Source organism: Nocardia brasiliensis NBRC 14402, assembly GCF_000308475.2.
GTDB lineage: Bacteria > Actinomycetota > Actinomycetes > Mycobacteriales > Mycobacteriaceae > Nocardia > Nocardia brasiliensis.
In genome coordinates this window covers 18,684-45,067 of the sequence record NZ_BAFT02000024.1, presented here as the reverse complement: position 1 = coordinate 45,067, position 26,384 = coordinate 18,684, and the positions used below count along the sequence as shown (strand labels likewise).

Below are 26,384 nucleotides of genomic sequence, written 5' to 3'. Positions count from 1 at the left end.
AAACGATTGGCTACGAGCGCAGCAGGGCGTCTACCTGTGTTCGTTCGGGATCAAAGGTTGTCGTCATGGTCCGTCTGCCACTGGAATCGGTGACACTTATCGTGGTGTCATCGCTGAAGGACACCCGCACCGGGCAATATCCTTCGGTCTCCTCCCACACCAGAGACTGCCTGCTGAACAACCCGCCGCGCTCCCGAAGCCACACGCGACAGCCCGAATCGAATGCGGAATAGGACACCGCGACGGCTTCGTGGCGACCATCCGGACTCACCTCGACCATGGCGGTCTTGCCCGTATGCGGGCTCAGGGACATCACCAATGCCGTCCATACCCATACCGGAACCGTAATCAGCGTCAGGACAGCAGCCGACGTGCGCCACATCCATTTGAGGTACGCCGGACGCCTCGGCGGGAAGACGACGAAGAGCACCACGGCGGCCGTCCAGAGCAGCGGAGCCACCGCGAGCGGGATGACGTCGAACCGGAAGAAGCGAACCGCCAAACCGTCTACAGGCCAGGCGATGATCCCCGCCACGAGCGCCGCGACGGCCAGCGCGAGGGCGGCGAGCATCGGCCGGAGCTGCCGCCAGGTCGAGCCTCGATCCGCTGCGCCCGCACCCGAAACAGGCGGACCCACGTCAATCGACTGCTCGGTCAAACGATCTACCCACCTCGTGCGATCCATGTCCGGCACATCTCGGCCGGACAACGTCATCCTATTGCGCCGACCCGCAATCGCCCGTCATCGTGCCATCCAGGTGGGCGATGCGATTACCGGCAACAGTTCGATTCCTTGCACAGCAACAGGTTTGCTTGCCGGGGCTGCTGACCGTGCTGCGCCGCCGGCCGGCGCGAGTGGCATCGCGCTCAGCCGAAAGGGGTGAGTAGCAACGGGATACGGCGGAGGTCGGCGAGGGTGGGTGGGAGGGCGGCCAGGGCGGTGACGGCGCGCATGCAGATGGCGTAGTCGGCGTCGCCCGGCTCGAGGTAGTCGAATTCGAGGGTGCCTGCGGCTTCGAAGGCCGCGCGGAGTTCGGCGGGGAGGTCGGCCAGGTCGGTGTCGAGTTCGAGGTCGTCGACGTTGATCCAGGCGATCTCGTTTCCGTCGGCACAGTAGGTCAGGCTGGCGTCCGCGTTGATCGAGTAGTAGCTGGTCGCCGCGACTCGCCCGTCGGCCGACAGGGCTGCCACATCGTCGGTGGCCCCGGCGTCGTCGTAGACGAAGGTCCATTCGCCGATCCGGCCCGCCAGCAGCGTCGCCGCGGCATCGCCGCGCTCGCCGCCGAGCGCCGCCGCGGGCAGGGACGTCCGCTCGTCCGGCTTGCCGGCCGGTAGTTCGCATGGACGGAACAGCCGTGCCTTGGCCCCCAGCACCTCCAGCGCCGCGGCGGGTTCGAGCCCACGGACGACGTGCACACAATGATTGGGGTCGTCGTCCGCCAGCTCGCTGATCCACAGCGGAACGCCCTCGGTATCAAGCGTATTCGGCGGGAAGCCGGGTGTTGCCATACATCCCTCATCTACCGGTGATCTTACGGTGCGCCGCCGGTGCCCCGGCACGACCGCGGTCTCGACCCAGTGAACATAGTTCACCTGATCTTTGATCGCCAGGCGGGGCCGGAGGTGCCGAGCACGTCCGCCCCAGGGCCGCAGGACGATTCACCCCAGCACGATCAGCCCGGCCAGACTGGCGGGCCGGGCTGAACGCGATCTTGCCGGGGCGCGGGGTGGGTTTCAGAGCTGCGGCAGCGCCAGCAAGAATGGGGCGCTCCGAATCGTCTGCTCGCTCAGCGTGATACCGATTTCGAGTCGATCGTTTTCCCGCAGCCGGAACTCACAGATTCCCGTGCGGACATCCCTGACTGTTCGACGATTTCTGTCGTCACAAACAGTGGAGACCGCGATCGCCCGAGCCACCCATTTCCCGGGTGGTAGGCAGCTGATACTGAACGCTCCCCGATCCGGAACATTGAATAACGCAACGGCGGACGTCAGCGGGTTCGCCGCGGAGTATATACTCATATACCTGCGGCTGGCCGCGATTCCGCCGGGATCGGACAATTTTCCACACAGCAACGGCCTGCTGGAATCCCTGCCACAATATGTGTGTTGCTCGGACCATCTCAGCGGAACATGTTCGCCGCGGATGTAGCGCCGATACTGCGACGGACTGAGTCCGACCGCTTCGGTGAATCGTGACGTGAAGGTCCCGTAACTCAAATACCCGACAGCATATGAGATCTCAGAAACTTTCATAGAAGTGGACGCCAATAACTTCTTGCTGCGCGCCAGCCGGATCGCCGCGAGAAACCGCACCGGCGACCAGCCGGTTTCTACGCGAAACCGTCTCACGAAGTGAAACTTACTGCATTTCGCCACGTCGGCGAGGTCATCCAAGGAAACTTGCTGCCCACAATTTTCCCACATGTACTTGATGCTGTCAGCGATATGATCGGACACGAACTCTCCAAACTCATAACAATCCAGGATGCCCGAGCCGGCAGCAGAATCAAGCCTTCCGCAGCCGTACGGCTGCGAAATAGCTGCAAAATAGCGTCTTTGCTGGGACAGCGAAACCAGGTCGCTGCCGCTGATTTTTCACTGACCGGCCGCCTCCGGCACCGAGGTCGAACCATTCAGGTGTCGCTCCCAAGACCGCACGCTCATTACGAAAATGTCGGTGACCCATCGGCCGTGGGATGAATGCTTGATAAGTGAAGCCGTCGATTCCGCAGTGGCGGTTGCACTTCCGCTCGGTACCCCCTTGCCCCGTAGCCCCGACGCAAGCCCCACAGCCCCGATGCAGCGAGGCAGCGCGCGGAGTGCCGCTGGTGGCTCAGTTAGCCACCCTGATTGTCATATCTAACTGGACGGTAGAATACTTCTATTTTGTAGATTGAGCAACGAGGAAGAAGCCCCAGACGCGGCCGGATGGCAATCTTGAGTACAGGTTCCGCGAGGGAGGACTTCGGATGGTCTCCGCACTGGGAAAGCTTCGCCGGAAGATCTTTACGCCGGACACGCGGCAAGCATCGTTGAGGGTTCGGGGATTCCCCGCACGCAATCCACACGCCGCATCATGCCTGGAGACGGCCGGCGCGACGTTCCTCGAAGGATTCGGGGTGGCCGCGGAGTGTGGCACAGCAGCCGAAGCCGCGCAGAGATTATCCGAAATAGAAAGCAACAGAAGAGGTTTCGCATTCGAAGGTGCCGCAATGGCGCTGGCGATCCGCGACGGGCTGCCGCTGGGCCACAACCATCACGTGACAGATTTCATCGCGGCAGCCGACGAGCATCTCTACATGATCTACGTCGGCGTCGGCTGGGCGCTGGCCAGACTCCCCCGGCCGCTGCACCGGGCGGCGCTCACCGGCGCGGCGGATCCGGTTCTGATGTGGCTGGCGCTAGATGGTTACGGGTTTCACCAAGCCTATTTCCATACAGATCGCTACGTGAAACAGCAGTATGTTGATGCGAAGCCGCCCGTCGTGTCGAACCGGCATCCCGGCTATACACCGCGCGCGATCGATCAGGGCATCGGGCGCGCACTGTGGTTCGTCTCGGGCGCCGATCCGGCCGCCGCGTGCACGCTGATCGACGGGTTCGCGGCGGCCCGGCAGCCAGACCTGTTCGCCGGCCTCGGCCTGGCGGCGACCTACGCCGGCGGCGCCACCGCGGACGAGCTCGCCGCGTTGCGCGACCGCGGCTCGGCCTACCGCCGAGACCTCGGTCAAGGTGCGATATTCGCCGCCGAGGCACGTGCCCGCGCCCGCATCGTGCAGCCGAACACCGCGACCGCTCTGGCGATACTCACTGGTCAGCGCGTCGCCGACGCGTCCGCGATCGCGATCGACGCCCGGCCCGTGGTGCACACGATCAACGGCGGCCCTGGCTTCGAGCTCTGGCGCGAGCGGATCCGGCGCCGATGCCTGACCGCGGAACCACCCGACCCGACCGCTTCCGCAGACCCGGAAACAACCGCAAAGGCCGAATCATGAACTCCCGCACGAGAGCCCTGGTGCCGACCATCTGCGCGGTGGCGGTATTGCTGGCCGCCTTCCTGATCGCCCAGGCACAGGTGACCACCGACGACCCGGCCGACGTGGCGCAGGACTACAGGTTCGAATCCATGTCGATCGCGATGCCACCCGGATACGACCGATTACCTGCGAAAACCGTACGTGAGGTGAACCCGGCGTATCAGAACATCCGCTCCTGGATCTCTTCCGTCGGTGCGTCGATCGCCATCAACGATCTGGTCGGACACGGGCGGTCCAACGGCATGTGCATCGTCGACACGCGCACCGATTCGGTGATCGTGACCCACACACCGACCGCGCCGCAGGAGGATCGCTTCACACCATTCCTGCTCCGGCCGGACCCGCTCATCATGGATTCGACGATGGCGCCGATGGGTTGTGCCCCCGGCGATTTCAACGGCGACGGCGGCATGGATCTGCTCGTCTACTACTGGGGACGCACTCCGATCATGTTCCTGCACAGGGACAATGCCGCCGATCCGGCCCCGGCGTACGTCCCGGTCGAGGTGGTCCCGCCGGGTAACACGCGCGATCAATACAACGGCGAGCGCTGGAACACCAACGCTGTTTCGATCGCGGACTTCGACGCTGACGGCCATCCCGACATCGTGTTCGGGAATTACTTCCCGAACTCCGGCGTCCTCGACCCGAACGGCCGGCCCGACGTCGTCATGAACGACTCGATGTCGAATGCGAAGAATGCCGCGGGCGAGCGCGTACTGCGGTGGAACGGCAACGACCCCAATGGCATCCCGATCTACACCGAAGAGAAGCAGGCCGTCCCGTACGCCCAGGCCACCGGCTGGACGTTGGCGCTCGGCGCGGGCGATCTGACCGGTGACCTGCGGCCCGAGCTCTATATCGGCAACGACTTCGGCCACGATCACCTGCTGTACAACCAGTCCACGCCGGGCAATATCCGCTTCGGCATCGCGCGCGGTCAGCGCACCTGGACCGATCCCAAATCCTTTGTGCTGGGCGCAGATTCGTTCAAGGGCATGGGCGTTGATTTCGTCGACCTGTACAACCGCGGCAAATTCGACATGCTGGTCAGCAACATCACGACCCCGTGGGGAATCCAGGAGAGCAACTTCGCCTGGCGCAACGACACCGCCTCCCCGGAGGACATGCGCCGGGAACTCGCCGACGGACGGGCCCCGTTCTCCCAGCAAGCCCAGCAACTCGGCTTGGCCTGGTCGGGCTGGGGCTGGGATATCAAGGCCGCCGACCTGCGCAATTCGGGAACCCTCAACGTGCTCCAGACGACCGGATTCGTGCAGGGCGACGGCGAGAACCGATGGACCTGGCTGCAGGAGCTGGCCACCAGCAACGACGTCCTGGTGCACGACCCGAGGGCGTGGCCGCGGGTGGCGCCCGGTGACGACATCGCCGGGGATCACACCATGGCGTTCTACGCCAAGGGCACCGACGGCAAATACGTCAACATCACCGATCAGCTCGGCACCGACGCACCGATACCGACCCGCGGCGTCGCTATCGCCGACACCACCGGCACCGGGACCCTCGATTTCGCGGTGGCCCGCCAATGGGGACCGCCCGCGTTCTTCGCGAACCGCTCACCGAGTATGGGAAATCCGTTGCAGCTGAGCCTTTATCGGCCGGCACCGCAGGCCCGCAGCGGGTCGGCCGCGGTCATCGGCCAGCCTGCGTACAACGCGACCGTCACGGTGCGCACCGCCGACGGCCGGACCATGCACAGCCAGCTCGACGGCGGCAGCGGCCACAGCGGTAAGCGCAGCTTCGACGTCCATTTCGGACTCGGCGCGAGCACCGGTCCGGTCACCGCCGAGATCGCATGGCTCGACACCAACGGTGTCCCACGGCACCAGACACTCCAGCTGAGGCCCGGCACGCACGCGCTGATGCTGACCGACACGGCCACCGAGATCGCCGAGGGGATCACCGCACCATGACTCTGCTCAACCGTAAACGAATCCAGCGCGATCATCCGTCCGTGACGACGGCCGCACCGCCGGCCACCAACGGTGCGGGCCCGAGCGACCGGCAGCGCGACCCCCAACCACCCAAGAAAGATGTGCGGTATCTGGCGCTGCGCAATTTCGCCATCTCGCTCAGCGTCCTCAATATCATCGGCTACACCCTGCTCGGCTTCGAACAACCACCGTTATGGCCCATTCTGGCGCTCTTATCGGCTTACGTGCTGGATCTGACCTTCGAAGCGATCACCGCGTGGTCGCGGCACGCTACCCCGCGGTTCCAGGGTCGCGGGGCCCGCGGCGTGTACGAGTTTCTCCTGCCGGCGCATATCACCGCTCTGGCAGTGAACATGCTGCTCTACGCCAACAATCAGTTCTGGCCGGTCCTGTTCGCCGTCGCGGCCGCGATCACCGGCAAGTATGTGTTCCAGGCCCCGTTCGCCGGGCGGATGCGGCATTTCATGAATCCGTCCAACTTCGGGATCACGCTGGCGCTGCTGTGCTTCAGCGCCTGGGTCAGCATCGCGCCGCCCTACGAATTCGGCGAGAACATCAACACGATGTTCCGGGTAGCGGTCCCGCTCGTGCTGCTAGTCGCGGGCTCGGTGATCAACGCGACGCTCGTCGGCCGGGTGCCGCTGATCGTCGGCTGGCTCGGCGGATTCGTGATCCAGGCCCTGGTCCGCGACGGACTGTTCGATATCGCGCTCGTCGCCGCGCTCGGCACCATGACCGGTACGGCGTTCATCCTGTTCACCAACTACATGATCACCGACCCCGGCACGACACCGTTCCCGGCCAGGCTCCAGTTCATGTTCGGTGCCTCGGTGGCGACCGTGTACGGGGTGCTGATGGCTCTCAATGTGGTCTACACGTTGTTCTTCGCCCTCACGATCGTGTGCGCGATCCGCGGCTGTTACGCCTGGTTCACCCACTGGCGCAAGGCCGCCGCCGACCGCGACGCCGAACGTCGGCGCGGCGAACGGGTTCCGGCGCTGTCTCCCGGCGCCCCCACGCAGCGAGCATGACCGATGGCTCGGTTAGCGATCGTAGGTATGGCTTGCCGGTTTCCCGACGCCGCGACTCCGGCTCAACTGTGGGACAACGTCCTTGCCCGCAGGCGCGCATTCCGGCCGATCCCGTCCGTCCGGTTGAACGCGGCCGACTACTACGCGAGTGACCCCGCGGCGGCGGACCGCCATTACGCGACACATTCGGCGGTCATCGAAGGCTGGACCTTCGATCGTGCCCGGCATCGCGTCGCCGCCAGTACCTTTCGCGCCACCGACATCGTCCACTGGCTGGCCTTGGACACCGCCGCGGCGGCGCTCGACGACGCGGGCTTTCCCGCGGGAGAAGGCTTGGACCGCAAGCGGATCGGCGTGGTGCTCGGAAATACGCTCACCGGCGATATGACCCGTGCTTCGACCATGCGGCTCCGGTGGCCCTACGTCCGGCGCACGCTGGCCGGGGCACTGCAGCGCAAGGGTTGGCCCGCGGCGGAGATCGCCGTCTTCCTCGACGAATACGAGGCGGACTACAAGGCGCCGTTTCCGGCGATCACCGAGGACAGCCTGGCCGGCGGTCTGGCGAACACGATCGCCGGGCGGATCTGCAACCACTTCGATTTCGGCGGTGGCGGTTTCACCATCGATGGCGCCTGCTCGTCGTCGCTGCTGTCGGTCGCGCAGGCCGGTGACGCCCTGGGCGCCGGGCATATCGACGCCGCGGTCGTCGGTGGCGTCGACCTGTCCATCGACCCGTTCGAACTGGTCGGGTTCGCGAAGACCGGCGCGCTGTCGCGGTCGGAAATGCGCGTGTACGACGAGCGATCGAACGGCTTCTGGCCAGGTGAGGGCTGCGGGATCCTGGTGTTGCTGCGCGAGCAGGACGCAATCGCCCGTGGCGCGCGCATCTACGCGACGATCGCCGGCTGGGGTATCTCCTCCGACGGGCGCGGTGGCATCACCAGACCCGAACGCAACGGCCACCTGCGGGCCATCGAACGCGCTTACCGGATGGCGGGATTCGGGATCCACACCGTCGACTATCTGGAAGGCCACGGGACCGGTACGGCGGTCGGCGACCGAACCGAGCTGGAGGTGTTCAACACGGCCGTCGCCGCGCGGGATGCGGGCAGGCCCCCGGTGGCGATCGGATCGATCAAGGCGAACATCGGTCACACAAAAGCGGCGGCCGGCGTCGCGGCGCTCATCAAAGCCGCACTGGCCGTGCACCACGGCACCATTCCGCCGATCACCGGAACCGACCGGGCCCATCCGGTCCTCGCGGGTGCCGAGAATCGACTCCGGCTCCCCGACCGGGCCCTCGAATGGCCGGGCGCACAACAGCTTTCCGCGGACGCGACGCCGCACGACCCGGACACCGTGCCGTCGCGCCGGGCCGGAGTATCGTCGCTGGGTTTCGGCGGCAGCAACGCCCATGTCGTGCTGGAGAGCCGGATACCACCGCGCGCGCTGTCGCGCACCACCGGTACTCGGCTGGCACGCAGCGCACAGGACGCCGAACTGTTCATCGTGTCCGCCGCGACACCGCTGGAGCTGGCGGACAAGCTACGCGCGGCCGCCGCACTCGCCGCGCGCTGTTCGTTCGCCGAACTCGGTGATCTCGCCGCCGAGCTGACCCGGGTCGACTCCCGGCTGCCGAGCAAGGCGGCGGTGGTCGCGGCCGATCAAAAGCAAGCCGCGGACCGGTTGACTGAACTTGCCGACGCCCTCGCGGCCGGTGAACGGCACCGGTTCGCGCCGGGCACCGGCCAATTCCTCGGCGCGGACCTCGGTTCCGCGCCGCGCATCGGACTGATGTTTCCGGGGCAGGGTGCGCCGGGGCACGGCGACGGCGGCCGGCCCGCACGCCGCTTCGCGGGCATCGCCGACCTGTATCGACAGGTCGGCGTGCACGCCGAAGGCGAAGCCACCGAGGACGCGCAGCCACGCATCGTGACGGCCTCGCTCGCCGGTCTGCGGGTGCTCGATGCCGCCGGCGTGCACGTCGTCGGCTGCGTCGGGCACAGCTTGGGCGAACTGACCGGGCTCTACTGGGCGGGCGTGTTCGACGAAACCGAACTGGTGCGCGTCGCGACATTTCGCGGCCAGGCGATGCAGGCCGTCGCCGTCGACGAGCCCGGCACCATGGCGACGATCTTCGCGGCCGCCGATCATGTCGCACCGCTGCTGAACGACAGCCCCGTGGTGATCGCCGGATACAACAGTCCGAAACATACGGTGATCGCGGGCCCGGCCAAAGCCGTCGACGCGGTGCTGGTGAGCGCGCGCGCCGCCGGCCTGCGCGGCCGCGGGCTGCGCGTCTCGCACGCGTTCCACTCGCCGCTGGTCGCACCGGCCGCGCACGCCTTCCGCCGCTACCTCGACGAACTCGATCTCGGCGATATCAAACGATCCGGCCTGTTCTCTACCGTCACCGCGGGTCCGCTGGAGGCCGGCTGCGCCGTGGCCGATCTGCTCGAACGCCAAGTGCACGCACCGGTCCGATTCGCCGACGCGTTGTCGCAACTCGCGCAGACCTGCGATCTGCTCGTCGAGGTCGGTCCGGGTGCGACGCTGTCGGCCCTCGCCGCCGAGGTCTGTCCCGGAGTACCCACCCTCGCCATGGAAACCGACGGCGATTCCGTCGCCGGGATCCTGCGCACGCTCGCCGCGTGCTATGTCCTCGGCGCCCGGCCCGATCTGGACGGATTCGCCGCCGAACGTTTCACGCGCTCGCTCCCGCTCGACAAACAGTTCGTTTTCCTCGAAAGCCCTTGCGAGCAAGCACCGAACGACTCGTTCCTCGCCCAAGCACGGTCCGCGGCGCACGCGGAAGTCCCACCGGCCGTGGCCGAACAAGCCGACCCGGCAGCGGTCGACGACACCTCGACCTTGCAGACGCTGCGGCGGTTGATCGCCGAGCGCGTCGAACTCCCCGTCGACGGCATCACCCCCGAGACCCACCCGCTCGACGATCTGCACCTGAGCAGCATCACGATCACCCAATTGGTCGCGGACGCACTGCAATTGCTCGGCACCGAGATCCCGGAACCGACCACCAACGTCGCCACCGCCACGATCGCCGAACTCGCCGAGGCGATCGACGATATCGTGCACGCGGCGCGCGACGATGCGCCGCCGAAGCCGGCCGACGATCTCACCGGAGTCGATATCTGGGTGCGGCCGTTCACCATTGATCTCGTCACCGCCTCGGTGCCGGCCACCTTCCGTGGCGACGAGCCGGGCCGGTGGCGGGTGTTCGCACCACCGGACGACGAACTCACCACCGCCCTCCGGCACCGGCTCGACACCGCCCGCCTCGGCGACGGTGTGCTGCTCCGGCTCGGGCCGGCGACTGCGGAATCAACCGAGATCGCTATCGACAGAATGCTTTCCGCGGCCCGCGCCGCGATCGACGCCGGGTCTCGCCTGGTGGTTGTCGACGACGGCCGCGATGCGGCCGCGCTGGCCAAGACGGTGCATCTGGAGGCGCCTGCGGTCCGCACGACCGTCGTCCACCTGGCCGCCGGGCCGGCGCCCGCGGAGAGCGCGCGGCTGATCTGCGCCGATATCGCCGCGACCACCACCTTCCGGGAGGTCCACTACGACCCTGCGGGCACCCGGACCGAGCCGGTCCTGCGTGAGCTGCCCGTGGTCGGCGCTCGCCTGCCACTCGGCGCCAGCGACGTGGTCGCCGTGACCGGCGGGGTGCGCGGTATCGCGATCGAATGTGCCGTCGCGCTCGCCAGACAGACCGGATGCGTGCTCGCGATCATCGCGCGTACCCCCGCGGACGATCCCGATATCGCCGCGAATATGGTTCGACTGCGCGAATCCGGTTTGACCGCACACTATTACACCGCCGACGTCACCGACCGGAACCAGGTCGCCGACGCGACCGCCACGATTCGACGCGAACTCGGTGCGATCACCGGCATTCTGCATGGTGCAGGCATCAACATTCCCGCGGCGATCGGATCACTGACCGAGGACCAGATGGCGCGAACCATCGCGCCCAAGGTCGACGGCCTGCACAACCTGCTCGAATCGCTGCACCCGGCCGAACTCCGTCTGGTGGTCGGCTTCGGCAGCATCATCGGCCGGGCGGGACTGCGCGGTGAGGCGCATTACGCGATCGCCAACGACTGGTTGCGCTCGGCCATCGATACCCTCGCGGGCGAACTACCGGCCTGCCGGTGCGTCACCATCGAGTGGTCGGTCTGGGCGGGAACCGGGATGGGGGAACGGCTCGGCGTGCTCGATTCGCTGGTCCGCGAGGGTATCGAGCCGATTCCGACCGACGTCGGCGTCGAACTCATGCTGGATCTGCTGCGCACTCCGGCCTGTCCGAGCAGTGTGGTGGTGATCGGGAGAACCGGCGGCTTGCCGACGATCCGGTTCGACGAGATCGAACTGCCGCTGCTGCGCTTCCTGGAACGTCCGCGCCTGCATGTCCCCCGGATCGAATTGCTCGCCGACGCCGATATTTCGACGGCGACCGACCCCTATCTCACCGATCATCAGTTCTCCCGCGACGCGCTGTTCCCCGCGGTGCTGGGCATGGAGGCGATGGCGCAGGCCGCCACCGCGCTGTTCGGCGAACAGCATCCGGTGCAGTTGCACGATCTCGAATTCCTCCGCCCGATCGTCGCGGCACCGGACCGCGTCACCACGATCCGAGTCGCCGCGCTGCGCTCGGGCGACACCGTCCGGGTGGCCATCCGGTCGAACACCACCGCGTTTCAGGTCGACCATTTCCGCGGCGTTTGCCGGCAAGCCCGGCAGCGCAACGACATTGCCGTCGGCGCGACGCCGGCGATTCCGGCGGCGGCGACCGAACCGCTGCAAAGACTGGTCGAATTCGCGCACACCGCGCGCACGGCGACCGCCGGCCTGGGGATGGCTGTCGACACCGACTTCTACAACCGAATCATGTTCCACGGACCGATGTTCCGGTCCATCGAGGATTATCACCATCTGTCCGCTCGACAATGCGTGGCCCGGATTCGCGTGCGCGACGAACGCTGGTTCTCGCCGATGCTGCCGGGTGCGCTCGTGCTGGACGATCCAGCGGCGCGCGACGCGTTCATGCACGCCATCCAAGTCTGTGTGCCGGATTCGACTCTGCTGCCGTCGAAAGTGGCACGGGTGCTGTCGTTACCGGTGGCGCCCGACGTCCGGACCGTAGTCCTGGCCGCCCGCGAACGGTCTCACGAACAGTCGACGTATATCTACGACGTCGTCGTGCACGACGAGAACGGCGCGGTCGTCGCGATCTGGGAGGCGCTGGAACTCACCGCGGTCGCGCCTATTACGTCACCGTCCGGATGGACACCCGAATTGCTCGGTCCACACCTGCAGCGGCGTCTCGAAACCCTGCTGCCCCGGCCTGTGCAATTGGCGATCGTCCGGGATCAGCCGCGGCAGGTCGCCGACGACGACACCGACCCGCGGGTCCCGGGCCGCCGTGCCGCAACCCGGCGCGCGCTGGCTGCCGCGCTCGGACGGGCAGCGGTCCTGCGGCACCGCCCCGACGGGCGGCCGGAGATACCGGACGGATACGCGAGCTTCTCGCACGGCGCCGGACTCACCGTCGCCGTGGTGGCCGCCTGCCCCGTCGGCTGCGACATCGAACCCGTCCAGGCGCGCACACCGGCGCAATGGACCGGCCTGCTGGGCAATTCGGGTGTCTCGCTCGCCCAGCTGTGCGCCCGCGCCACGGGTCAGTCCTTCGATACCGCCGCGACCCGGGTGTGGAGCGCGCGCGAGGCCGTCACGAAACTCGGCGTCACGGTGAGCCGGGCCCGATTGACCCTGGACAACCGGTCCGCGGCCGACGGGTGGCTGGCGCTGCGGCACGGTACCGATGTCATCTGGTCGTTCAGCACCACCCTGGCGTTACCGGCATTCCAGCAATCGATGGTGTTCTCGGTGACCGAGAAAGGTTGATACGTGCGCGCTTACGAGATCTCCCATATCGTCGGCTTCGAGGAGACCAACCTCGTCGGCAACGTCTATTTCGTGCACTATTTTCGCTGGCAAGGCCGCTGCCGGGAAATGTTCCTGATGGAGCACGCCCCGGACGTGCTCGACGAGATAAACCGGGACCTGAAACTTTTCACGATCAGGTGCGAATGCGAATACTTCGCCGAACTGACCGCGTTCCAACGCCTCACCATCCGGATGACCTTGGTGGACCTGACCCAGACGCAGATCGAATTCGAATTCGCCTACCTCGACATCGACGACCAGAGCGCGGTCGAACACCTGGTGGCCCGCGGCCGGCAACGGGTTGCGTGCATGCGCGACAACGGAACTCGGATCGAGCCGACCCGGGTGCCGGAAAGCCTGCGGCGCGCACTCGAGCCCTACGCCGAATCCGACCATCCGAGAAGCGGCGTGCGCGTCCCGGCCGGTCGCCGTGCCGACTGAGTCATGGCCGATCAGTCGCGCGCGGAGCGCGGTCAGGACACGTCGGCGTGGGCCTCGGCCGGCTGCGCCTTCGAGGTGAGCTCGAGGTCGAGCAGGCGCAGGCAGCGCGTCAACGAGGTGGTATCGCCGCTGACCGTCAGGTTGCCGGACAGCATCGCGTCGAGGATGCCGATCTGCTCGGTGCCGATCCGGATGAACGTCTCCGGATCGGCGGTGACGACGAGCGCCGGTTCATCCGGCGGGATTCCGTCGACGACGCGCGCCGTGTGGTCTTCGCACCGCACGTGGAACACCTCGTCGCCGATCCGGAACTCGTACGCCTCGTCGACCTCGGGCGGCGGGCCGACCGAGATCATCGCTTCCAAGGCCAAGCGTCCCCACTCGGAGCGGACGAGCCCGTCCTGCTCGTAGGAGGAGATGTGGGTGAGACCCCACGACGCCAACCCGATGATCACCGGCCGGAGCGCTTCGCCACTGGCCGTCAGCCGATACTGGACACCGCGGCCGTCGCCGGATACCGGCTCGCGCTGGATGACCCCGTGTTCGGTGAGCATTTGCAACCGCGCGGCGAGCAGATTCGGCCCGATGCCGACCAAGGTCTCTTCGAGCAACTGGTTGTATCGCTTCGGACCTGTCGTGAGATCGCGGATTATCAGCAGGGTCCAGCGCTCGCCGACCAAGTCGAGCGCGGCCGCTACTGCGCACATCTGCGCGTAGCGCTTCGTTCCCATGGGGGCACCTCGGGTCTCGGGTCACTACAACTTACTAGTGACATAGATACTACGTTAAGTGTTTCCCTTCGGTAGCTGTGGCCGACCCGCCGACCGCCAGTACCTTCCGAGCTAACGGTGCGGCAACGGCGGTGCCGGACCGGTCCGCAGGCTGTGCCACGAGAACTGATCCATCCGGAAATAACACTTCGATGCGGGGGCCGGAGCGCGAGCGGCCGATCCGGCCCGCGTCCGTACCGGCCCCGGGCCGCAAGCCGCGACCGGCTGTCGGACGGTCGCCCGACAGCCCGCAGCACATCTCCCCGATAAAAATATCTTAATATATAGTTATCTATGCTAAGCCTACGCCTCGGAAGGGGCTGGGACCACTCGGGCCGAGGTCGCCGTCGAACCGGGACCTCACGTCGCGACAGCCGCGCTCAGCAGCCCTTTCGCCGCCGCGAGGTGCGCGGGCGAGGTGCCACAGCAGCCACCGACGATGTCCAGGCCGTAGTCGGTGCACCACCGCGCGACCAGTTCCGCGTACTCGTCGGGAGACAACGCCGCGGGCACGGCGCGATCGACATGTTCGTAGGGCGGCAGGCCGGTCCGGTCCTCGATATTCGGATAGGCCCCGATCAGCCCCGCCCGCCCACGGCACAGCACCCGCAAGGCGACCTCCGTGCCGTGCGGTGAGGTGCAGTTGATGAGCACGGCCTCGGCGCCGTCGCGCTGTACCGCGTGTACCGCGCCGGTCAACGGCTCCCCCGACAGCAGCGTCGCATCGTCCGCGCAGACGAACGACACCCACGCCCGCCCGCCCGCGGCGAGCACCTGCGCCAGCGCGATCCGGGCTTCGCGGATGGTGTTCATCGTCTCGATCAGGAACAGGTCCACGCCGGCCCGCGAGAGCTCGCGCACCAGCCAGCCGTGCTCGGCGCGCAGTTCCTCGTCGGAGGGCACCAGGTCAGGTCGATAACAGTCTTCGACCGGTCCGATCGAGCCCGCGATGCGCGCCTCGGGCACGCGGGCATGTTTGCGGGCGGCCCCGGCCACCCCGACGGCCGCGTGCACCATCCAGGCCCGGCCCGCGTCGTCGAGCTTGGTCCGGCTCAGCGCGCGCAGGTTCGCCCGGAAGGTGTTCGCGGTGATCACCTGGGCGCCGGCGGCGAGATACGCCTCGTGCACCGATTGCAGCACGCTCCGGTTCGCGTCCGTGAGCATGGCCCGCGCCGTCCACCACGGCGGGCGCACCGACAAGCCGGCGCGTTGCAGCTCGGTCGCACCGCCTCCGTCGAGCAGCACGACCCCTTGGCCAGCATAGGAATTCGTCATCAGTCACCCTCCAGCGCAGTCGTCAGATCCTCGACCAGATCGGCCGGATCCTCGATCCCGATCGAAAGTCGAACCAGGTCGTCGGTGATGCCGGCGGCGTGCCTGATCGCGCGCGGTATCGGCCGGTGCGTCATCAATGCCGGGCACTCGATCAGCGAGCGCACCCCGCCGAGACTCACCGCGCAGGCGAACAGCTGCGTACGCGCCATCAGTTTCTCGGGATCGCCGCGGTAGCGGAAACTCACGATCGAACCCGGCCCCGACATCTGCCGAGCGGCCAGCCGGTACCCGGGATGCGACGGCAGGCCGGGATAGCACACCCCGCGGACCGCGGGATGTCCGCACAGCTGCTCGGCGATCGAGCGCGCGGTGGCGGTCTGGCGATGCACGCGCAGGGACAGCGTTTTCACGCCGCGATGCACCAGGTAGCAGTCCAGGCCGCCGGATACGGCACCGGTCACCGTCCGGTGCTCGACGAATCGGGCATGCAGCGCTTCGTCGCCGCACACCAGCGCACCACCGAGCACATCGGCGTGCCCCGCGATGAATTTTGTTGTGCTGTAGAGGCTTACATCAGCTCCCAGATCCAAAGGCCGCTGCAGGGCCGGGCTCGCGAACGTGTTGTCGACCACCACCAGGGCACCCCGCGCCCGCGCCAGCCGGCTGACCTCGGTGACATCCGTGATCTTCAGCAAGGGGTTGCTCGGCGTCTCCACCCACACCATCGCGGTGTCGGCCGCCAGCGCACGCCGCACCTCGGCCGGATCGGTCAGATCCGCATAGTCGACCTCGATGCCGAATCGCCCCAGGGTCGAGAACAACGCGTAGGTGCCGCCGTACACATCGTCGGACGACACCAGACGCTGCCCGGGCGACAGCACGGACAACGCAGTGGTCGCGGCCGCCTGCCCCGAGGAGAAAGACGCGCAGCACCGCGCGTCCTCCAGCGCGGCCAGGCATTCCTCCAAGGCCTCCCTGGTCGGGTTCTCACCACGAGAATAGAAGAGCCGCAACGGTTCCTGTGCGAAGCGATCGTAGGTGGTGGCGACATGGATCGGCGCCACGATGTCACCGGTGCCGGGCGCGGGCCGCTGCCCGCTGTGCACGAGCCGGGTGTCGAAGCGCATGGCGATCAGCCGATCGGCGCGACGGCCCGCACCAACAGGGCCTTGCTCGGCAGGGCGATCTCGCCCGCGGAGGTGCGATACGGCTCGACGGCCTCGCCCACCGCGGTCCAGGTTTCCGGATCGTCGGCACTGCCGAACTTCTCCCGCAGCATGGTCTTCAGGCCGGGCGGACTGACCACCTTGCTGAATTCGATGTAGTGCTGCGGGGATTCGAGCACGAACGGAACCCGGAACGGGGTCACTTCGACATCGGTGAAACCGGCCTTCGTCACTTCGGCGGCGAGTGCCTCCGGGTCGCCCATGCTGAACGGCCCCGGCGTTCCCGGTGGCGCGGGCGGCAGTTCGAGTCGTCTGCTGAGGACTTGGAAGGCGAGGGACATCATGGGTACTTCCGACCCCGGCACCGCCCACACTGCGGCGGCGAACAGCCCGCCGGGCACCAGCACCCGCGCCAGGGACCGGAACGTCTCGACGTGATCGACCGCGAACATCAGGCCCCATCGGCTGAGCACGACGTCGAACGACGCGGCGGGAAATTCCAGCGATTCGACGTCACCGACGGCGAATTCGACATTGTCCCGACCGCGCGCCCGCTCCCGCGCCCGGCTGATCATCTCCGGCGCGAGGTCGATTCCGACGACCGCGCCGGCCGAGCCGACGACCACAGCGGCCGACAGCGCCGGTTCTCCGGTGCCGGTGCCGACGTCGAGCACCCGATGACCCGGCCGCACTCCGGCGAGTTCGAGCAGTCGCGCGGTCACCGGCGCGCCGCCCCTTTCGAAGTCGGCCGCACAGGACACCCAGCCGTCGCTGATCGCGTTCCAGTTGGCTCGTTGCGTCCGTTTGAAACTCACCGGATCGAAATCGGCAGTGGTCATGACACCTGTCCCGTCAGTTCTGGTGCGGGGTGGACGGATCGATCGCCAGGAACCGTTCGGTGGGATGCTCTTCGGTCCAGAAGCCGGGCCGCACGGTCGTGAGTGCGCGCCGGACCAGATCTATTTCGGCTTCGGTGTTGTAGACCGCGAACGACAGGCGAACCGTGCCGACTTCACTGAAGCTGTCGAGGAATACGTTGGCGCAGTGCACGCCGCTGCGCACCGCCACACCGTGCGCGTCCAGATGGCCGCCGACGTCGTAGGGGTGGATGCCGTCGACGACGAACGAGACGATCCCGCTCGGCTGAGCCGCAGGATCGCCCAGAATACGCACGCGCGCAACGCTTTCCAGCGCATCGACGGCGGTGCGCACCAGCAGGTCGTCGTGGCGCCGGACGTCGTCCCAGCCCAAGCGCTCGACATAGGCGAACGCCGCGGCCAGTCCGATCGCGCCCGCGATGTGCGGCGTGCCCGCTTCGAGCCGGGCCGGCACCGGAACATAGGCGACCGGCTCGTCGAAAGTCACACCCTTCACGGTGCCGCCGCCCACCTGATACGGCGCCAGTCGCGACAACCGCTCGCGCTTGCCGTACAGCACACCGATACCCATCGGACCGTAGATCTTGTGCCCGGAGAAGCAATAGAAATCGGCGCCGAGGGCGCGCACATCCACCGGCCGGTGCGGCACCTCCTGGGCGCCGTCGACGAGCACCGGAATGCCGTGCCGATGCGCCGCGCCGATCATGTCCCGGACCGGGTTGACCGTGCCGAGCACATTGGACACCTGCGCGACCGCGGCCAACTTGACCCGGGGCCCGAGCGCTGCGGCGAACCGGTCGAGGGCCACCCGTCCCCCGGCGCCGACCGGAACGACCACCAGCTCGGCGCCGGTCGTCTCGCACAACCTGCGCCACGGCAGCATGTTGGAGTTGTGTTCCATTCCGGTGACGACGATTTGGTCGCCGGCGGTGACGGTGGACCGGCCGAAGGTATCAGCCAGCAGGTTGACGGCCGCAGTCGTGCCAGGGGTGAAAACTACTTCGTCGGGGTGCTCGGCGTTGATCGCCTGCCGAATGGTCTCGCGTGCCGCTTCATAGGCATCGGTGGCCGCCATGCTGAGCTGGTAGTAGCCCCTGCCGATATTGCTGTTGACACCGGAGTAATAGTCCACGAGCGCGTCGAGCACGGCGCGCGGTTTCTGGGTAGTCGCCGCATTGTCCAGGTACACCAACGGATTCGGGCCGAAACGCCGCTCCAGGATGGGAAAGTCGCGCCGGACGGACTCCCCCAGAGTCGAAGAGCTGATCTTCCCATTACTCACCAGATCAGTCATTAGATAACCATATCTAAATGAAGTTACTTTGCCTAGAGCTGGAACAGTTTCCGGAACTCGGTCAGATAGCGGCACGGGAACTGGAACACCTTCTGCGGCGGGTACCGGCGCTCGCCCGCGTAGGGACCGAAGAAGTACCAGCAGATCTGGGCGACCTGCTCGGTGAAGAGCACCGGATGGACGCTCGGGGAGTACATCCCCATGTGACAAAAGGCCGCCCCGAACTCACCGCGCGCCGAGAACCCGTGCCCGGACATCACATGCCCGAAGACGTCGTGCACGACCCGGAACACGTCGTTGTGGCAGAGCTCGATGCCCTCGACCACGATGCCGGAAGGTTCCAGGAGCGGGTGGAACTCCTCGTCCGGACCGGGCCCGTGCCCGGCACGCGTCAGATAAACGTACAGCTCACCGCGCGTACGCACGGACGCCCGCAGCTCGGCCGAACTCCGGTAGGGCTGCCCGGGCGCCAGCCAGGGCCGCACCGCGATGCCCGCGTCGGACACCACCGCGTACTGCTGCAGGTTCTCCCGCTTGAATCGGTCGTAGCGCCGGGCGAGCGCCGGATCGTAGGCCAGCCGCGGCGCCTGATCGAAGTACGCGGCCACCCGGCGGCAGTAGTCCTCGTCCCAGTCGAGCGTGCACGCGGCCGAGGCGGCGAGCGCGCACCCGCCGGCGGGCAGGTGATGATCGACGTACGCCTGCGCAAGATCGGCCAGTTCCGCTGCCATCAACATCACCCCTGATTCACAATATATTCTTGAAGTGAGATCGACGCCAGGTCAGGAGAGACCGAGATGACCTACTGCGAATCCGTACCCGTCGCCAAGACACTGCGCGCGCCCACCGGCTATCTGTGCGGGCTCACCTGGGACGGCTCGATGCTGTGGCATTCCGACCAGGACGCGAAAGCGATCTATGCCCTCGACCCGTCCGACGGCACGGTCGCTCGATCGTGGGCCTGCGCCCGGGTCCGGGCGGACCTCGCCTACGACGGCGCCCGGCTGCTCCAGGTCGGCGGGCACCCCAAACGGCTCGTGCTCATCGATCCGGACTCCGGGGAGTCCGTCGGCGAGAAGGCGGTACTTCCGTCCAGCGGCAGGCTGACCGGAATCGAATTCGGCCCCGAGGGACTGTGGCTGTGCTTGCGCGGACCGACCGTGGTGCAGCTGCGGAACTACGCGACCATGGAGATCGAACGCGAATACCCCACCGGTGGCGAATCCCCTTCGGGCCTCACATATGTCGACGGCATGGTGCTGCACGGCGACTTCGGCGACGCGCTGGTGCGCGCGCTCGACGCGCGCACCGGCGCGGCGATCGGTTCGTTCCGCGTCCCGGGCCATCCGACCGGAATGACCTGGGACGGAAGCCATCTCTGGTATTGCGACTTCCCCGCACGCGCGCTGCGCGCCGTCGCCCTCGACTCCGTGCTCAATCGAGCGTAGAACGGCCGCCTTCGGTACCGAACAGGCCACGCATCAGCTGCGGCTTGGCCGCCTCCTGGAAATCCATGTCCGGATCGAGTTCCCGGATGGTCCCCTCGATCACCAGCAACGACAGCAGCGGGAAGATCAGCTCGGACGCGGCGTTGATGCCGAAGCGCCGTTGCAGGTCGAACATCTCCATGGCGAAGGCGATCAGACTGAACTCACTGGCCGCTTGGCCGTGGCTGCGTTCGACCAGGTCTGCCATCCGCACCGTGAACCCCTCGAGGTCGGCGTCCGCGGCGATATGGGCCGCACTCTGGATCACGATCTCGGCCGCATGGCGTCCGCGTCCGATCGCCATGTTCATGAAGAACTCGGCGAACAGGCGGCGCAGGCGATCGGTGAGCTGGACGCTGAAGCCCGCGTCGAGCACCACCACCTGAGCGCTACGGGTGAAGTAGAGATTGCCGGGATGCATGTCGCAGTGCACGAATCCGTCGACGAAGAGCATCTGATACATCGCGGCCATGCCCGAGGCCGCGAAGCGCCGGCGGGCCGCCGGGGAACAATGTTCAGCCGTATCCACCGCCAGGCCCGGGATGAACTCCATCACGATGCACCGGGGACGGCAGGCCTCGGGGTAGACCTTCGGCACCCACACCCGTGGCACCTCGGAGAGGTTCTTGCGCAACCGCCGCAGATTGTCGGCCTCGCGCTCGAAGTCCAGCTGGCCCAGGATGGCGTCGGCCATATTCGCGACGACTTCCGTCACCGGAACGCCGCGGAAAATCGGCAGTCGCGCGACGAAGGCCGCACCGCCGCGGATCAGCGCGAGGTCGGCGGACATGGTCTGCTCGATACCGGGTCTGCGCAGTTTGACCGCGACCTCCTGGCCGGAGCGCAACCGCGCCCGATACACCGAGGCCACGCTGCCGGAGGCGACCGGCCGGGTATCGAGCGAGGCGAAAATGTCGTCCACCTCCGCGCCATAGGCCTCGGTCAACGCGACCGCGGTGTGCGCCGCGTCCAGTGGCGCAACGGAATCCTGCAGCAGCGACAGCTCGTCACACAGCGCCGGCGGCAACAGGTCGCGGCGGGTACCGAGCACCTGTCCCGCTTTGACGAAGGTCGGTCCGAGCAACATCAACAGCGCGACGAGCCGCCGATACACGTGCCGCCGGCCGGACTCGGGGCCGTAGCGCAACCGGCGGAGCAGACCACCCGGTATCGCCGGGACGGCTACCGCGACAACGGTGCCGGTGACGCGCATTGCCCGCAGCGTGAGCGCGAATCCTGCTCGCATATCTCATCTCCCTGTTCTCTACCGTTGTTCGAGCCGCGCCCGCGCCTGCGCGAGATCACGACGAATGTCCGCGGCCACGTGGGTCGGGCAGAAGGCCGCATCGATTCCGGCGACCACCACGTCGGCGAGCGCGGCGACCGACAGGCCCAGACGGTCGTGGCACAGTTGGTATTCGCGGTTCAGCGAGGTGCCGAACATCCCTGGATCGTCGGTGCCGAGCGTGACCGGGACACCCGCGGCGAGTAGCGCGGGCAGTGGATGCTCGTCGAATGTCCGCACCGCACCGGTGCGGACATTCGACGACGGACACACCTCGAGGGTGATATTCCGTTCCGCCAGATAATCGAGCAGGCCGGGGTCGGTCACAGCCCGAATGCCGTGCCCGATCCGCTCCGCGCCCAGATCCCTTGCAGCGGACCAGATTTCACCGGCGTCGGAGATCTCCCCCGCGTGCGGAACGGCGTGCAGCCCACTGGCCCTTGCCTTTTCGAACGCGGTGCGGAACAGCCGACGCGGCGCGGCGAGTTCCGGGCCGCCCAGCCCGAAGCCCACCGTGCCATCGGGCTGATGGCGCAGAATCCAGTCCAGGGTGGCGAAGGCGCCGGCGACACCGTCATCCGCCGACGCGTCGAAGATCCAATTCAGGTGGATGCCATGACGTTCGGCCACGAGACGGCGTCCGGTCGCCAGCGCCTCGGCGAGTTCGGCGGCGGCGATGCCCCTGCGCAGATGCGACAGTGGCGTCACGGTCACTTCGGCGTAGCGCACAGTGTCCAGCGCGAGCTGGTCGCCGAGACCGGTCACCAGCGCCACCACCGCGGCGCCGCTGGTGACCAACCGGTTGACCGCGGTGTACACCTCGATGAAATGCGCGAAATCGGTGAATCGGTAATACCGGCGCAATTCGGCGGGCTCGGCCGGGACCCCGACGTCCGGCCGGGCCGCGGCCAATTCGGCCACCGTGTCCACCGCGGCCGAACCCAGCAGGTGCACATGCAATTCCACCTTCGGCAGCGCCGCGAGGAAGCTCGCGGCGGACTGCCCGTCGCCGTGCACCGCGCCGCCGCTCGGCTCCGTCCGGTGCGGCGTGACCATCCGAAACCCCCTGGATAGCAGCGGCATCCGCGTGGCGCACGGTGTGCCACGAGGCCGACTCGGCGCCGGAACCGGCCGCCAGATACACCATAGCTTTTTGAAGCCAACTGTCGAGGCGGAACGAATCGCCCAATCGCGTCGAACACCGCAAGATCCCTGCGGCAGCCGCCAGAAGGCTGCCCGGCAACAGAACAGAAAGAGGCAGAGCCGCAGAATCTACAGAAAACTTATGTAACATATAGCTAGTTGGAATGTCGCGGACGCACGGCGGCGATGGCTGGCCGACCGGGCGCACAGGCGACGGAGTTGAACGGCTCATCCGGCCGAGCCCATCGTGGAAGAGGTCCCCCATGAACGGCGCCGTGGATCCCACCCTGCAGCATCGAGCGGCGACGATCACCGCCGAACCGCCGCGCAGCCTGCGCACCGCGACCTGGCCCGAGATACGCAGGTTGTTCGCGCTGGATCCGGGCGCCATCCATCTCAACACCGGCACCGTCGGCGCGATGCCGCACGCCGTGCTCGACACCGTCGACCGGGTGACCAGGCACTGGGCCGGCGGACTCGGCGATGTCTATCCACCGGGTATGTACCAGGACCACCGAGCGGTGATCGCCAAGTCCTACGGGGTCGATCAGGACGAGATGGTGATCACCCACAACGCGACCGAAGGCGTCGCGCGGGTCATCCACGGCCTGGATCTGCACGCCGGCGACGAGGTCGTCACCACCACGCACGAGTGCTACTCCGTGCTGTCGAATTTCAACCTGCTGCGCAACCGGTTCGGCGTCACGCTGAAAACGATCACCCTGCCCACCGGCTTCGACGTGCGCGCCGAACAGATCGTCGAACTGTTCGAGGCGGCGATCACCCCGCGCACGAAAGTGCTTGCCTTCGCGGGGATCACGCTGTTCACCGGCACCAAGCTGCCGATGCGCGCCCTGTGCGAACTCGCGCACCGGCACGGACTGATCACGGTGATCGACGGCGCGCTGCTACCCGGCATGCTCGATATCGACATGCGGGCCATCGGCGCGGATTTCATCTCCTGCTCCGGCTCCAAGTTCCAGTGCGGCCCACTGGGCACCGGATTGCTCTACGTGCGCAACAAGATTCACCCCGAACACAATCCGCTGCCGCTGCCCATCTTCTGGCCGATCATCTCCACCTGGTATCCGATGAAGGGCAGCCCCCCGCCACGGACGAGGACCTCGATCGAGAGCGACAACATGGCCGACTATCTGCAGAGCGCGGGCAGTGCCAGCATCGCCCGCGGGGCCGCACTCGCCACCGCGTGCCAGATGTGGGACGAGATCGGCCGCAGCCGCATCGAACGACGGATCATGCGGCTGGCGGACTACGCGCGCGATCGCGTCGCTCAGCGTTTCGGGCGCGAGGCGATGTACTCGCCCGGCGCCGACCCCCAGCTGCAATCGCCGTTGATCGCCTTCCATCCCTTCCGCCGGCCGCAAGACGCGTGGAATGTGAAAAAGATCCACGAATTCACCATGCGGCTGCAGCGGGAGCATCGACTCTTCACCAGGTGGACCGAGTTCGACGTGGCCGGCTCGCCGCACCAGCATTATGCGTCGCGGATCACGACACACATCTTCAACGACTACGACGAGATCGATCAGGCCGTCGACATCATGGCCAGGCTCGCCGAGGAGATGTCATGACCGAGCCGGCGGCCCTGCGGCTGTACGGTCCCGGCGTGCTCGACCAGTTGGATCCGGTGTGCTGCCCGAGATTTCCGATCGACCAGGTGGTCCGGCTCTTCGCCCGGCAGCTGTTCACCTATCGGACGCAGGCCGATCTGCGGAATTGGCAGGCCGTGGCGCCGACGCCGGATCTGGCCACCGAGATTCCTTCCATGTACAACGCCGGCATGGGCGCGAGCCACACCAGCTACGTGGTCCATCTGCGCCCGGATGTCTGCTGGGACAGCGACCCCGAGCGTCCGGTCACCACGCACGACGTGGTGCGGGGCTTCAAGCGAATGGGTAATCCGGTGCGCCGCAGCGCGTTGCTGTCCTACTTCACCGACACCATCCGCGGCATGGCGCAGTTCTGCGACGACTACGCCGCCGCGTTCGCCGATACCGAGCCCACCGCGCACGAACTGGCCGAATACCAGAGCGCCCACGACATTCCGGGCCTGCTGGTGCTCGACGACACCACGATCGTATTCGAATTGCGCAGGCCCGCGTTGGATTTCATCGACATGCTGACCCTGCCCGGCACCTCCCCCGCGCCGGTCGAATACGACTCGTTCGTGCCGGGCAGCGTGGAGCTGAGCCGCAATATCCGTTCCACCGGCCCGTATCGGCCGATCGATTTCACCCCGGGCCGGGAACTACGCCTGAGCCGGAATCCGGTGTGGCGCGCGAAGTCCGATCCGGTCCGGCACCGGCATGTCGAAGCGGTCGAGGTCATCGCCGAACAGGTCACCGCCGACGACGTGGCGCACCGAATTCGTGCGGACGAGGCGGATCTGGCGTGGGGTGTGCGCATCGCGGATCCCGCGATGCCCGCCGGCCATGATCTCGGTTTCGCGCTGGACCCCTACCTGGTGTTCAACACCCGCAGCCCCAACGCCGCGGGCGCGTTGCGGAAAGTGCAGGTGCGCCAGGCGATATCCCTGGCGATCGACAAGGCCGCGATCGCGGCCGGCGTCGCGACCCTCGGCCGGGACACGATCATCCGGATCGCGGGCTCGATCGTCCCGCCGAACAACGACGGTCACCAGGACCTCGATCCCTATGCGACGCTGGACCATCGCGGCGATCCGGCCACGTGCGCGGCGATGCTGGCCGCCGCGGGACATCCGGGCGAGATGACGCTCACCGCGGTCCATCCGGGCACCGAGCACGCCCGCCTGGTCGCCCAGCGCTACGCCGCCGATCTGGCCGAGGCCGGAATCACCGTCATACCGGTCGAATTCGCTGTGCCGGAGTACCTGGATCTGCTGGCGGACCCGGACCGAGCGGCGGCCGGCGATTGGGATATCGCCCTCGCCTCGTGGTCACCCACCTGGATGCACGACAACAGTCGCGTCTTCCTCCAGCCGCTGTTGCACTCCGGCTCCCCCGCCAACTCGGGCCGCTACCGCAATCCCGAAGTGGACGCCCTCATCGAACGGGCACTCGCCGCGGCGGAGGACCGCGTGACGGCCGAGGCCGCGTGGCGCAAGGCCGAACTCGTCGCACTGGCCGACGCGCCGATCGTCCCGCTGCTCTTCCAGGTCCCGGCATCCCGGGAATTGTGCGGTCGGCGCGTGCGGGCCGCCGCCATGCTGCCCGCGCACGGATTCGCGATCGACCTGACCACGCCGCGGCTGGACCCCGCCCTCGACGGCATGAACGGGCACTCGGACCAGGAGATGCCCGCGATGATCCTCACCCTCATGGGCGCCATCGAAAAGTGGATGTGAAGGGAGTGCGGAAGTGGACGAGTACGACGCGCAACTGCTCACCACGATTGCCGCCGGCACCGCCGTATCCCTCTGGGCGGCAGCGGGTCCGGAGGCCAACTACGCCGTACGGCTGTGGACCCGTGGCGCCGAACGACTGTACGGATACTCGAGTGCAGAGATCCTCGGCGAGAGCTATATCGACCTCTTGATCAATCGGCTGGAGCATGACCGGGCGATAGCCGAGCACAAGGAGATAGTGCGATCCGGCGTCGAGATCCGGAGCCTGGTCGACGATGTGATGCACTCCGGCTCGGAGCGCTT

Annotated in this window: 19 protein-coding genes; 8 read left to right on the top strand and 11 right to left on the bottom strand. The window is 67.1% G+C overall.

Annotated elements, in window-relative coordinates:
• Window positions 1-10: 10 nt before the first annotated feature.
• The 3 genes from TY25_RS05665 to TY25_RS41455 all read right to left on the bottom strand — a co-directional run bounded on the left by TY25_RS05665 (window position 11) and on the right by TY25_RS41455 (window position 2,460).
• On the bottom strand, window positions 11-658 hold the full coding sequence (locus TY25_RS05665; RefSeq protein ID WP_146153952.1) for a hypothetical protein: 648 nt from the start codon (window positions 656-658) through the stop codon (window positions 11-13).
• A gap of 209 nt (window positions 659-867) precedes the next feature.
• Window positions 868-1,509, bottom strand: coding sequence for a DUF6461 domain-containing protein (locus TY25_RS05660; RefSeq protein ID WP_042254635.1), 642 nt, complete (start codon window positions 1,507-1,509; stop codon window positions 868-870).
• 225 nt (window positions 1,510-1,734) lie between these two features.
• Window positions 1,735-2,460, bottom strand: a complete 726-nt coding sequence (locus TY25_RS41455) for a helix-turn-helix domain-containing protein (RefSeq protein ID WP_081868686.1) — start codon at window positions 2,458-2,460, stop codon at window positions 1,735-1,737.
• Between the two features lie 512 nt (window positions 2,461-2,972).
• Between TY25_RS41455 and TY25_RS05655 the strand changes: the two genes are divergently transcribed.
• Genes TY25_RS05655 through TY25_RS05635 form a run of 5 tightly spaced genes read left to right on the top strand, consistent with a single transcriptional unit; the run spans window position 2,973 to window position 13,437 of the window.
• Entirely contained in the window at window positions 2,973-3,998 is a 1,026-nt protein-coding gene (locus tag TY25_RS05655; RefSeq protein ID WP_081868685.1) for a DUF1702 family protein, read from the top strand.
• Entirely contained in the window at window positions 3,995-5,974 is a 1,980-nt protein-coding gene (locus tag TY25_RS05650; RefSeq protein WP_042254634.1) for a CRTAC1 family protein, read from the top strand. The genes TY25_RS05655 and TY25_RS05650 overlap by 4 nt, the downstream gene beginning before the upstream one ends.
• A complete protein-coding gene (locus TY25_RS05645) occupies window positions 5,971-7,026 on the top strand; it encodes a hypothetical protein (RefSeq protein WP_042254633.1) in 1,056 nt (351 codons plus the stop codon). The genes TY25_RS05650 and TY25_RS05645 overlap by 4 nt, the downstream gene beginning before the upstream one ends.
• A 3-nt stretch (window positions 7,027-7,029) precedes the next feature.
• On the top strand, window positions 7,030-12,954 hold the full coding sequence (locus tag TY25_RS05640; protein WP_081868684.1) for a type I polyketide synthase: 5,925 nt from the start codon (window positions 7,030-7,032) through the stop codon (window positions 12,952-12,954).
• Between the two features lie 3 nt (window positions 12,955-12,957).
• Window positions 12,958-13,437: an acyl-CoA thioesterase gene (locus TY25_RS05635; RefSeq protein ID WP_042254631.1), complete on the top strand. Its 480-nt coding sequence runs from the start codon at window positions 12,958-12,960 to the stop codon at window positions 13,435-13,437.
• Between the two features lie 32 nt (window positions 13,438-13,469).
• On the opposite strand, the gene TY25_RS05630 is transcribed toward TY25_RS05635, so the two are convergent.
• The 6 genes from TY25_RS05630 to TY25_RS05605 form a co-directional block, all read right to left on the bottom strand.
• Window positions 13,470-14,168 carry a winged helix-turn-helix transcriptional regulator gene (locus TY25_RS05630; protein WP_042254630.1) on the bottom strand — a complete coding sequence of 233 codons (699 nt, stop codon included), beginning with the start codon at window positions 14,166-14,168 and terminating at the stop codon, window positions 13,470-13,472.
• Between the two features lie 399 nt (window positions 14,169-14,567).
• Window positions 14,568-15,482 (bottom strand): homocysteine S-methyltransferase family protein, encoded by a 915-nt coding sequence (locus TY25_RS05625; RefSeq protein WP_042254628.1) that lies wholly within the window; start codon window positions 15,480-15,482, stop codon window positions 14,568-14,570.
• On the bottom strand, window positions 15,482-16,609 hold the full coding sequence (locus TY25_RS05620; RefSeq protein ID WP_042254625.1) for a trans-sulfuration enzyme family protein: 1,128 nt from the start codon (window positions 16,607-16,609) through the stop codon (window positions 15,482-15,484). Before TY25_RS05620 ends, TY25_RS05625 begins: the two co-directional genes overlap by 1 nt.
• 5 nt (window positions 16,610-16,614) lie before the next feature.
• On the bottom strand, window positions 16,615-17,487 hold the full coding sequence (locus TY25_RS05615) for a class I SAM-dependent methyltransferase (protein ID WP_042254624.1): 873 nt from the start codon (window positions 17,485-17,487) through the stop codon (window positions 16,615-16,617).
• Window positions 17,488-17,500: 13 nt separating this feature from the next.
• Window positions 17,501-18,820: an aminotransferase class V-fold PLP-dependent enzyme gene (locus TY25_RS05610; RefSeq protein ID WP_042254623.1), complete on the bottom strand. Its 1,320-nt coding sequence runs from the start codon at window positions 18,818-18,820 to the stop codon at window positions 17,501-17,503.
• 32 nt (window positions 18,821-18,852) lie between these two features.
• Window positions 18,853-19,551, bottom strand: a complete 699-nt coding sequence (locus TY25_RS05605) for a crotonobetainyl-CoA--carnitine CoA-transferase (RefSeq protein ID WP_226887309.1) — start codon at window positions 19,549-19,551, stop codon at window positions 18,853-18,855.
• Between the two features lie 66 nt (window positions 19,552-19,617).
• Here TY25_RS05605 and TY25_RS05600 point away from each other — a divergent pair, with 66 nt between their 5' ends.
• On the top strand, window positions 19,618-20,268 hold the full coding sequence (locus TY25_RS05600) for an NHL repeat-containing protein (protein WP_042254620.1): 651 nt from the start codon (window positions 19,618-19,620) through the stop codon (window positions 20,266-20,268).
• Here the strand turns inward: TY25_RS05600 and TY25_RS05595 are convergent.
• The gene (locus TY25_RS05595; RefSeq protein WP_042254618.1) at window positions 20,255-21,553 is read right to left on the bottom strand and encodes an ABC1 kinase family protein; all 1,299 of its coding nucleotides are present in this window, start codon (window positions 21,551-21,553) and stop codon (window positions 20,255-20,257) included. The genes TY25_RS05600 and TY25_RS05595 overlap by 14 nt on opposite strands.
• A gap of 18 nt (window positions 21,554-21,571) precedes the next feature.
• Complete coding sequence (gene add, locus TY25_RS05590) at window positions 21,572-22,648, bottom strand: adenosine deaminase (RefSeq protein WP_042254616.1); 1,077 nt, start codon at window positions 22,646-22,648, stop codon at window positions 21,572-21,574.
• A 350-nt stretch (window positions 22,649-22,998) separates the two neighbouring features.
• Here add and TY25_RS05585 point away from each other — a divergent pair, with 350 nt between their 5' ends.
• Window positions 22,999-24,327, top strand: coding sequence for an aminotransferase class V-fold PLP-dependent enzyme (locus TY25_RS05585; RefSeq protein ID WP_042254614.1), 1,329 nt, complete (start codon window positions 22,999-23,001; stop codon window positions 24,325-24,327).
• Entirely contained in the window at window positions 24,324-26,081 is a 1,758-nt protein-coding gene (locus TY25_RS05580; RefSeq protein ID WP_052382820.1) for an ABC transporter substrate-binding protein, read from the top strand. The genes TY25_RS05585 and TY25_RS05580 overlap by 4 nt, the downstream gene beginning before the upstream one ends.
• Window positions 26,082-26,384 lie beyond the last annotated feature (303 nt).

Bases quoted from the DNA above. Each gene is read 5' to 3' on its own strand.
- TY25_RS05615 (WP_042254624.1), bottom strand. From the start codon at position 17,487: ATGACCACTGCCGATTTCGATCCGGTGAGTTTCAAACGGACGCAACGA.
- TY25_RS05610 (WP_042254623.1), bottom strand. From the start codon at position 18,820: ATGACTGATCTGGTGAGTAATGGGAAGATCAGCTCTTCGACTCTGGGG.
- TY25_RS05620 (WP_042254625.1), bottom strand. From the start codon at position 16,609: ATGCGCTTCGACACCCGGCTCGTGCACAGCGGGCAGCGGCCCGCGCCC.
- TY25_RS05580 (WP_052382820.1), top strand. From the start codon at position 24,324: ATGACCGAGCCGGCGGCCCTGCGGCTGTACGGTCCCGGCGTGCTCGAC.
- TY25_RS05630 (WP_042254630.1), bottom strand. From the start codon at position 14,168: ATGGGAACGAAGCGCTACGCGCAGATGTGCGCAGTAGCGGCCGCGCTC.
- TY25_RS05650 (WP_042254634.1), top strand. From the start codon at position 3,995: ATGAACTCCCGCACGAGAGCCCTGGTGCCGACCATCTGCGCGGTGGCG.
- TY25_RS05640 (WP_081868684.1), top strand. From the start codon at position 7,030: ATGGCTCGGTTAGCGATCGTAGGTATGGCTTGCCGGTTTCCCGACGCC.
- TY25_RS05625 (WP_042254628.1), bottom strand. From the start codon at position 15,482: ATGACGAATTCCTATGCTGGCCAAGGGGTCGTGCTGCTCGACGGAGGC.
- TY25_RS05585 (WP_042254614.1), top strand. From the start codon at position 22,999: ATGAACGGCGCCGTGGATCCCACCCTGCAGCATCGAGCGGCGACGATC.
- TY25_RS05605 (WP_226887309.1), bottom strand. From the start codon at position 19,551: ATGGCAGCGGAACTGGCCGATCTTGCGCAGGCGTACGTCGATCATCAC.
- TY25_RS05600 (WP_042254620.1), top strand. From the start codon at position 19,618: ATGACCTACTGCGAATCCGTACCCGTCGCCAAGACACTGCGCGCGCCC.
- TY25_RS05660 (WP_042254635.1), bottom strand. From the start codon at position 1,509: ATGGCAACACCCGGCTTCCCGCCGAATACGCTTGATACCGAGGGCGTT.
- TY25_RS05655 (WP_081868685.1), top strand. From the start codon at position 2,973: ATGGTCTCCGCACTGGGAAAGCTTCGCCGGAAGATCTTTACGCCGGAC.
- TY25_RS05595 (WP_042254618.1), bottom strand. From the start codon at position 21,553: ATGCGAGCAGGATTCGCGCTCACGCTGCGGGCAATGCGCGTCACCGGC.
- add (WP_042254616.1), bottom strand. From the start codon at position 22,648: ATGGTCACGCCGCACCGGACGGAGCCGAGCGGCGGCGCGGTGCACGGC.
- TY25_RS05645 (WP_042254633.1), top strand. From the start codon at position 5,971: ATGACTCTGCTCAACCGTAAACGAATCCAGCGCGATCATCCGTCCGTG.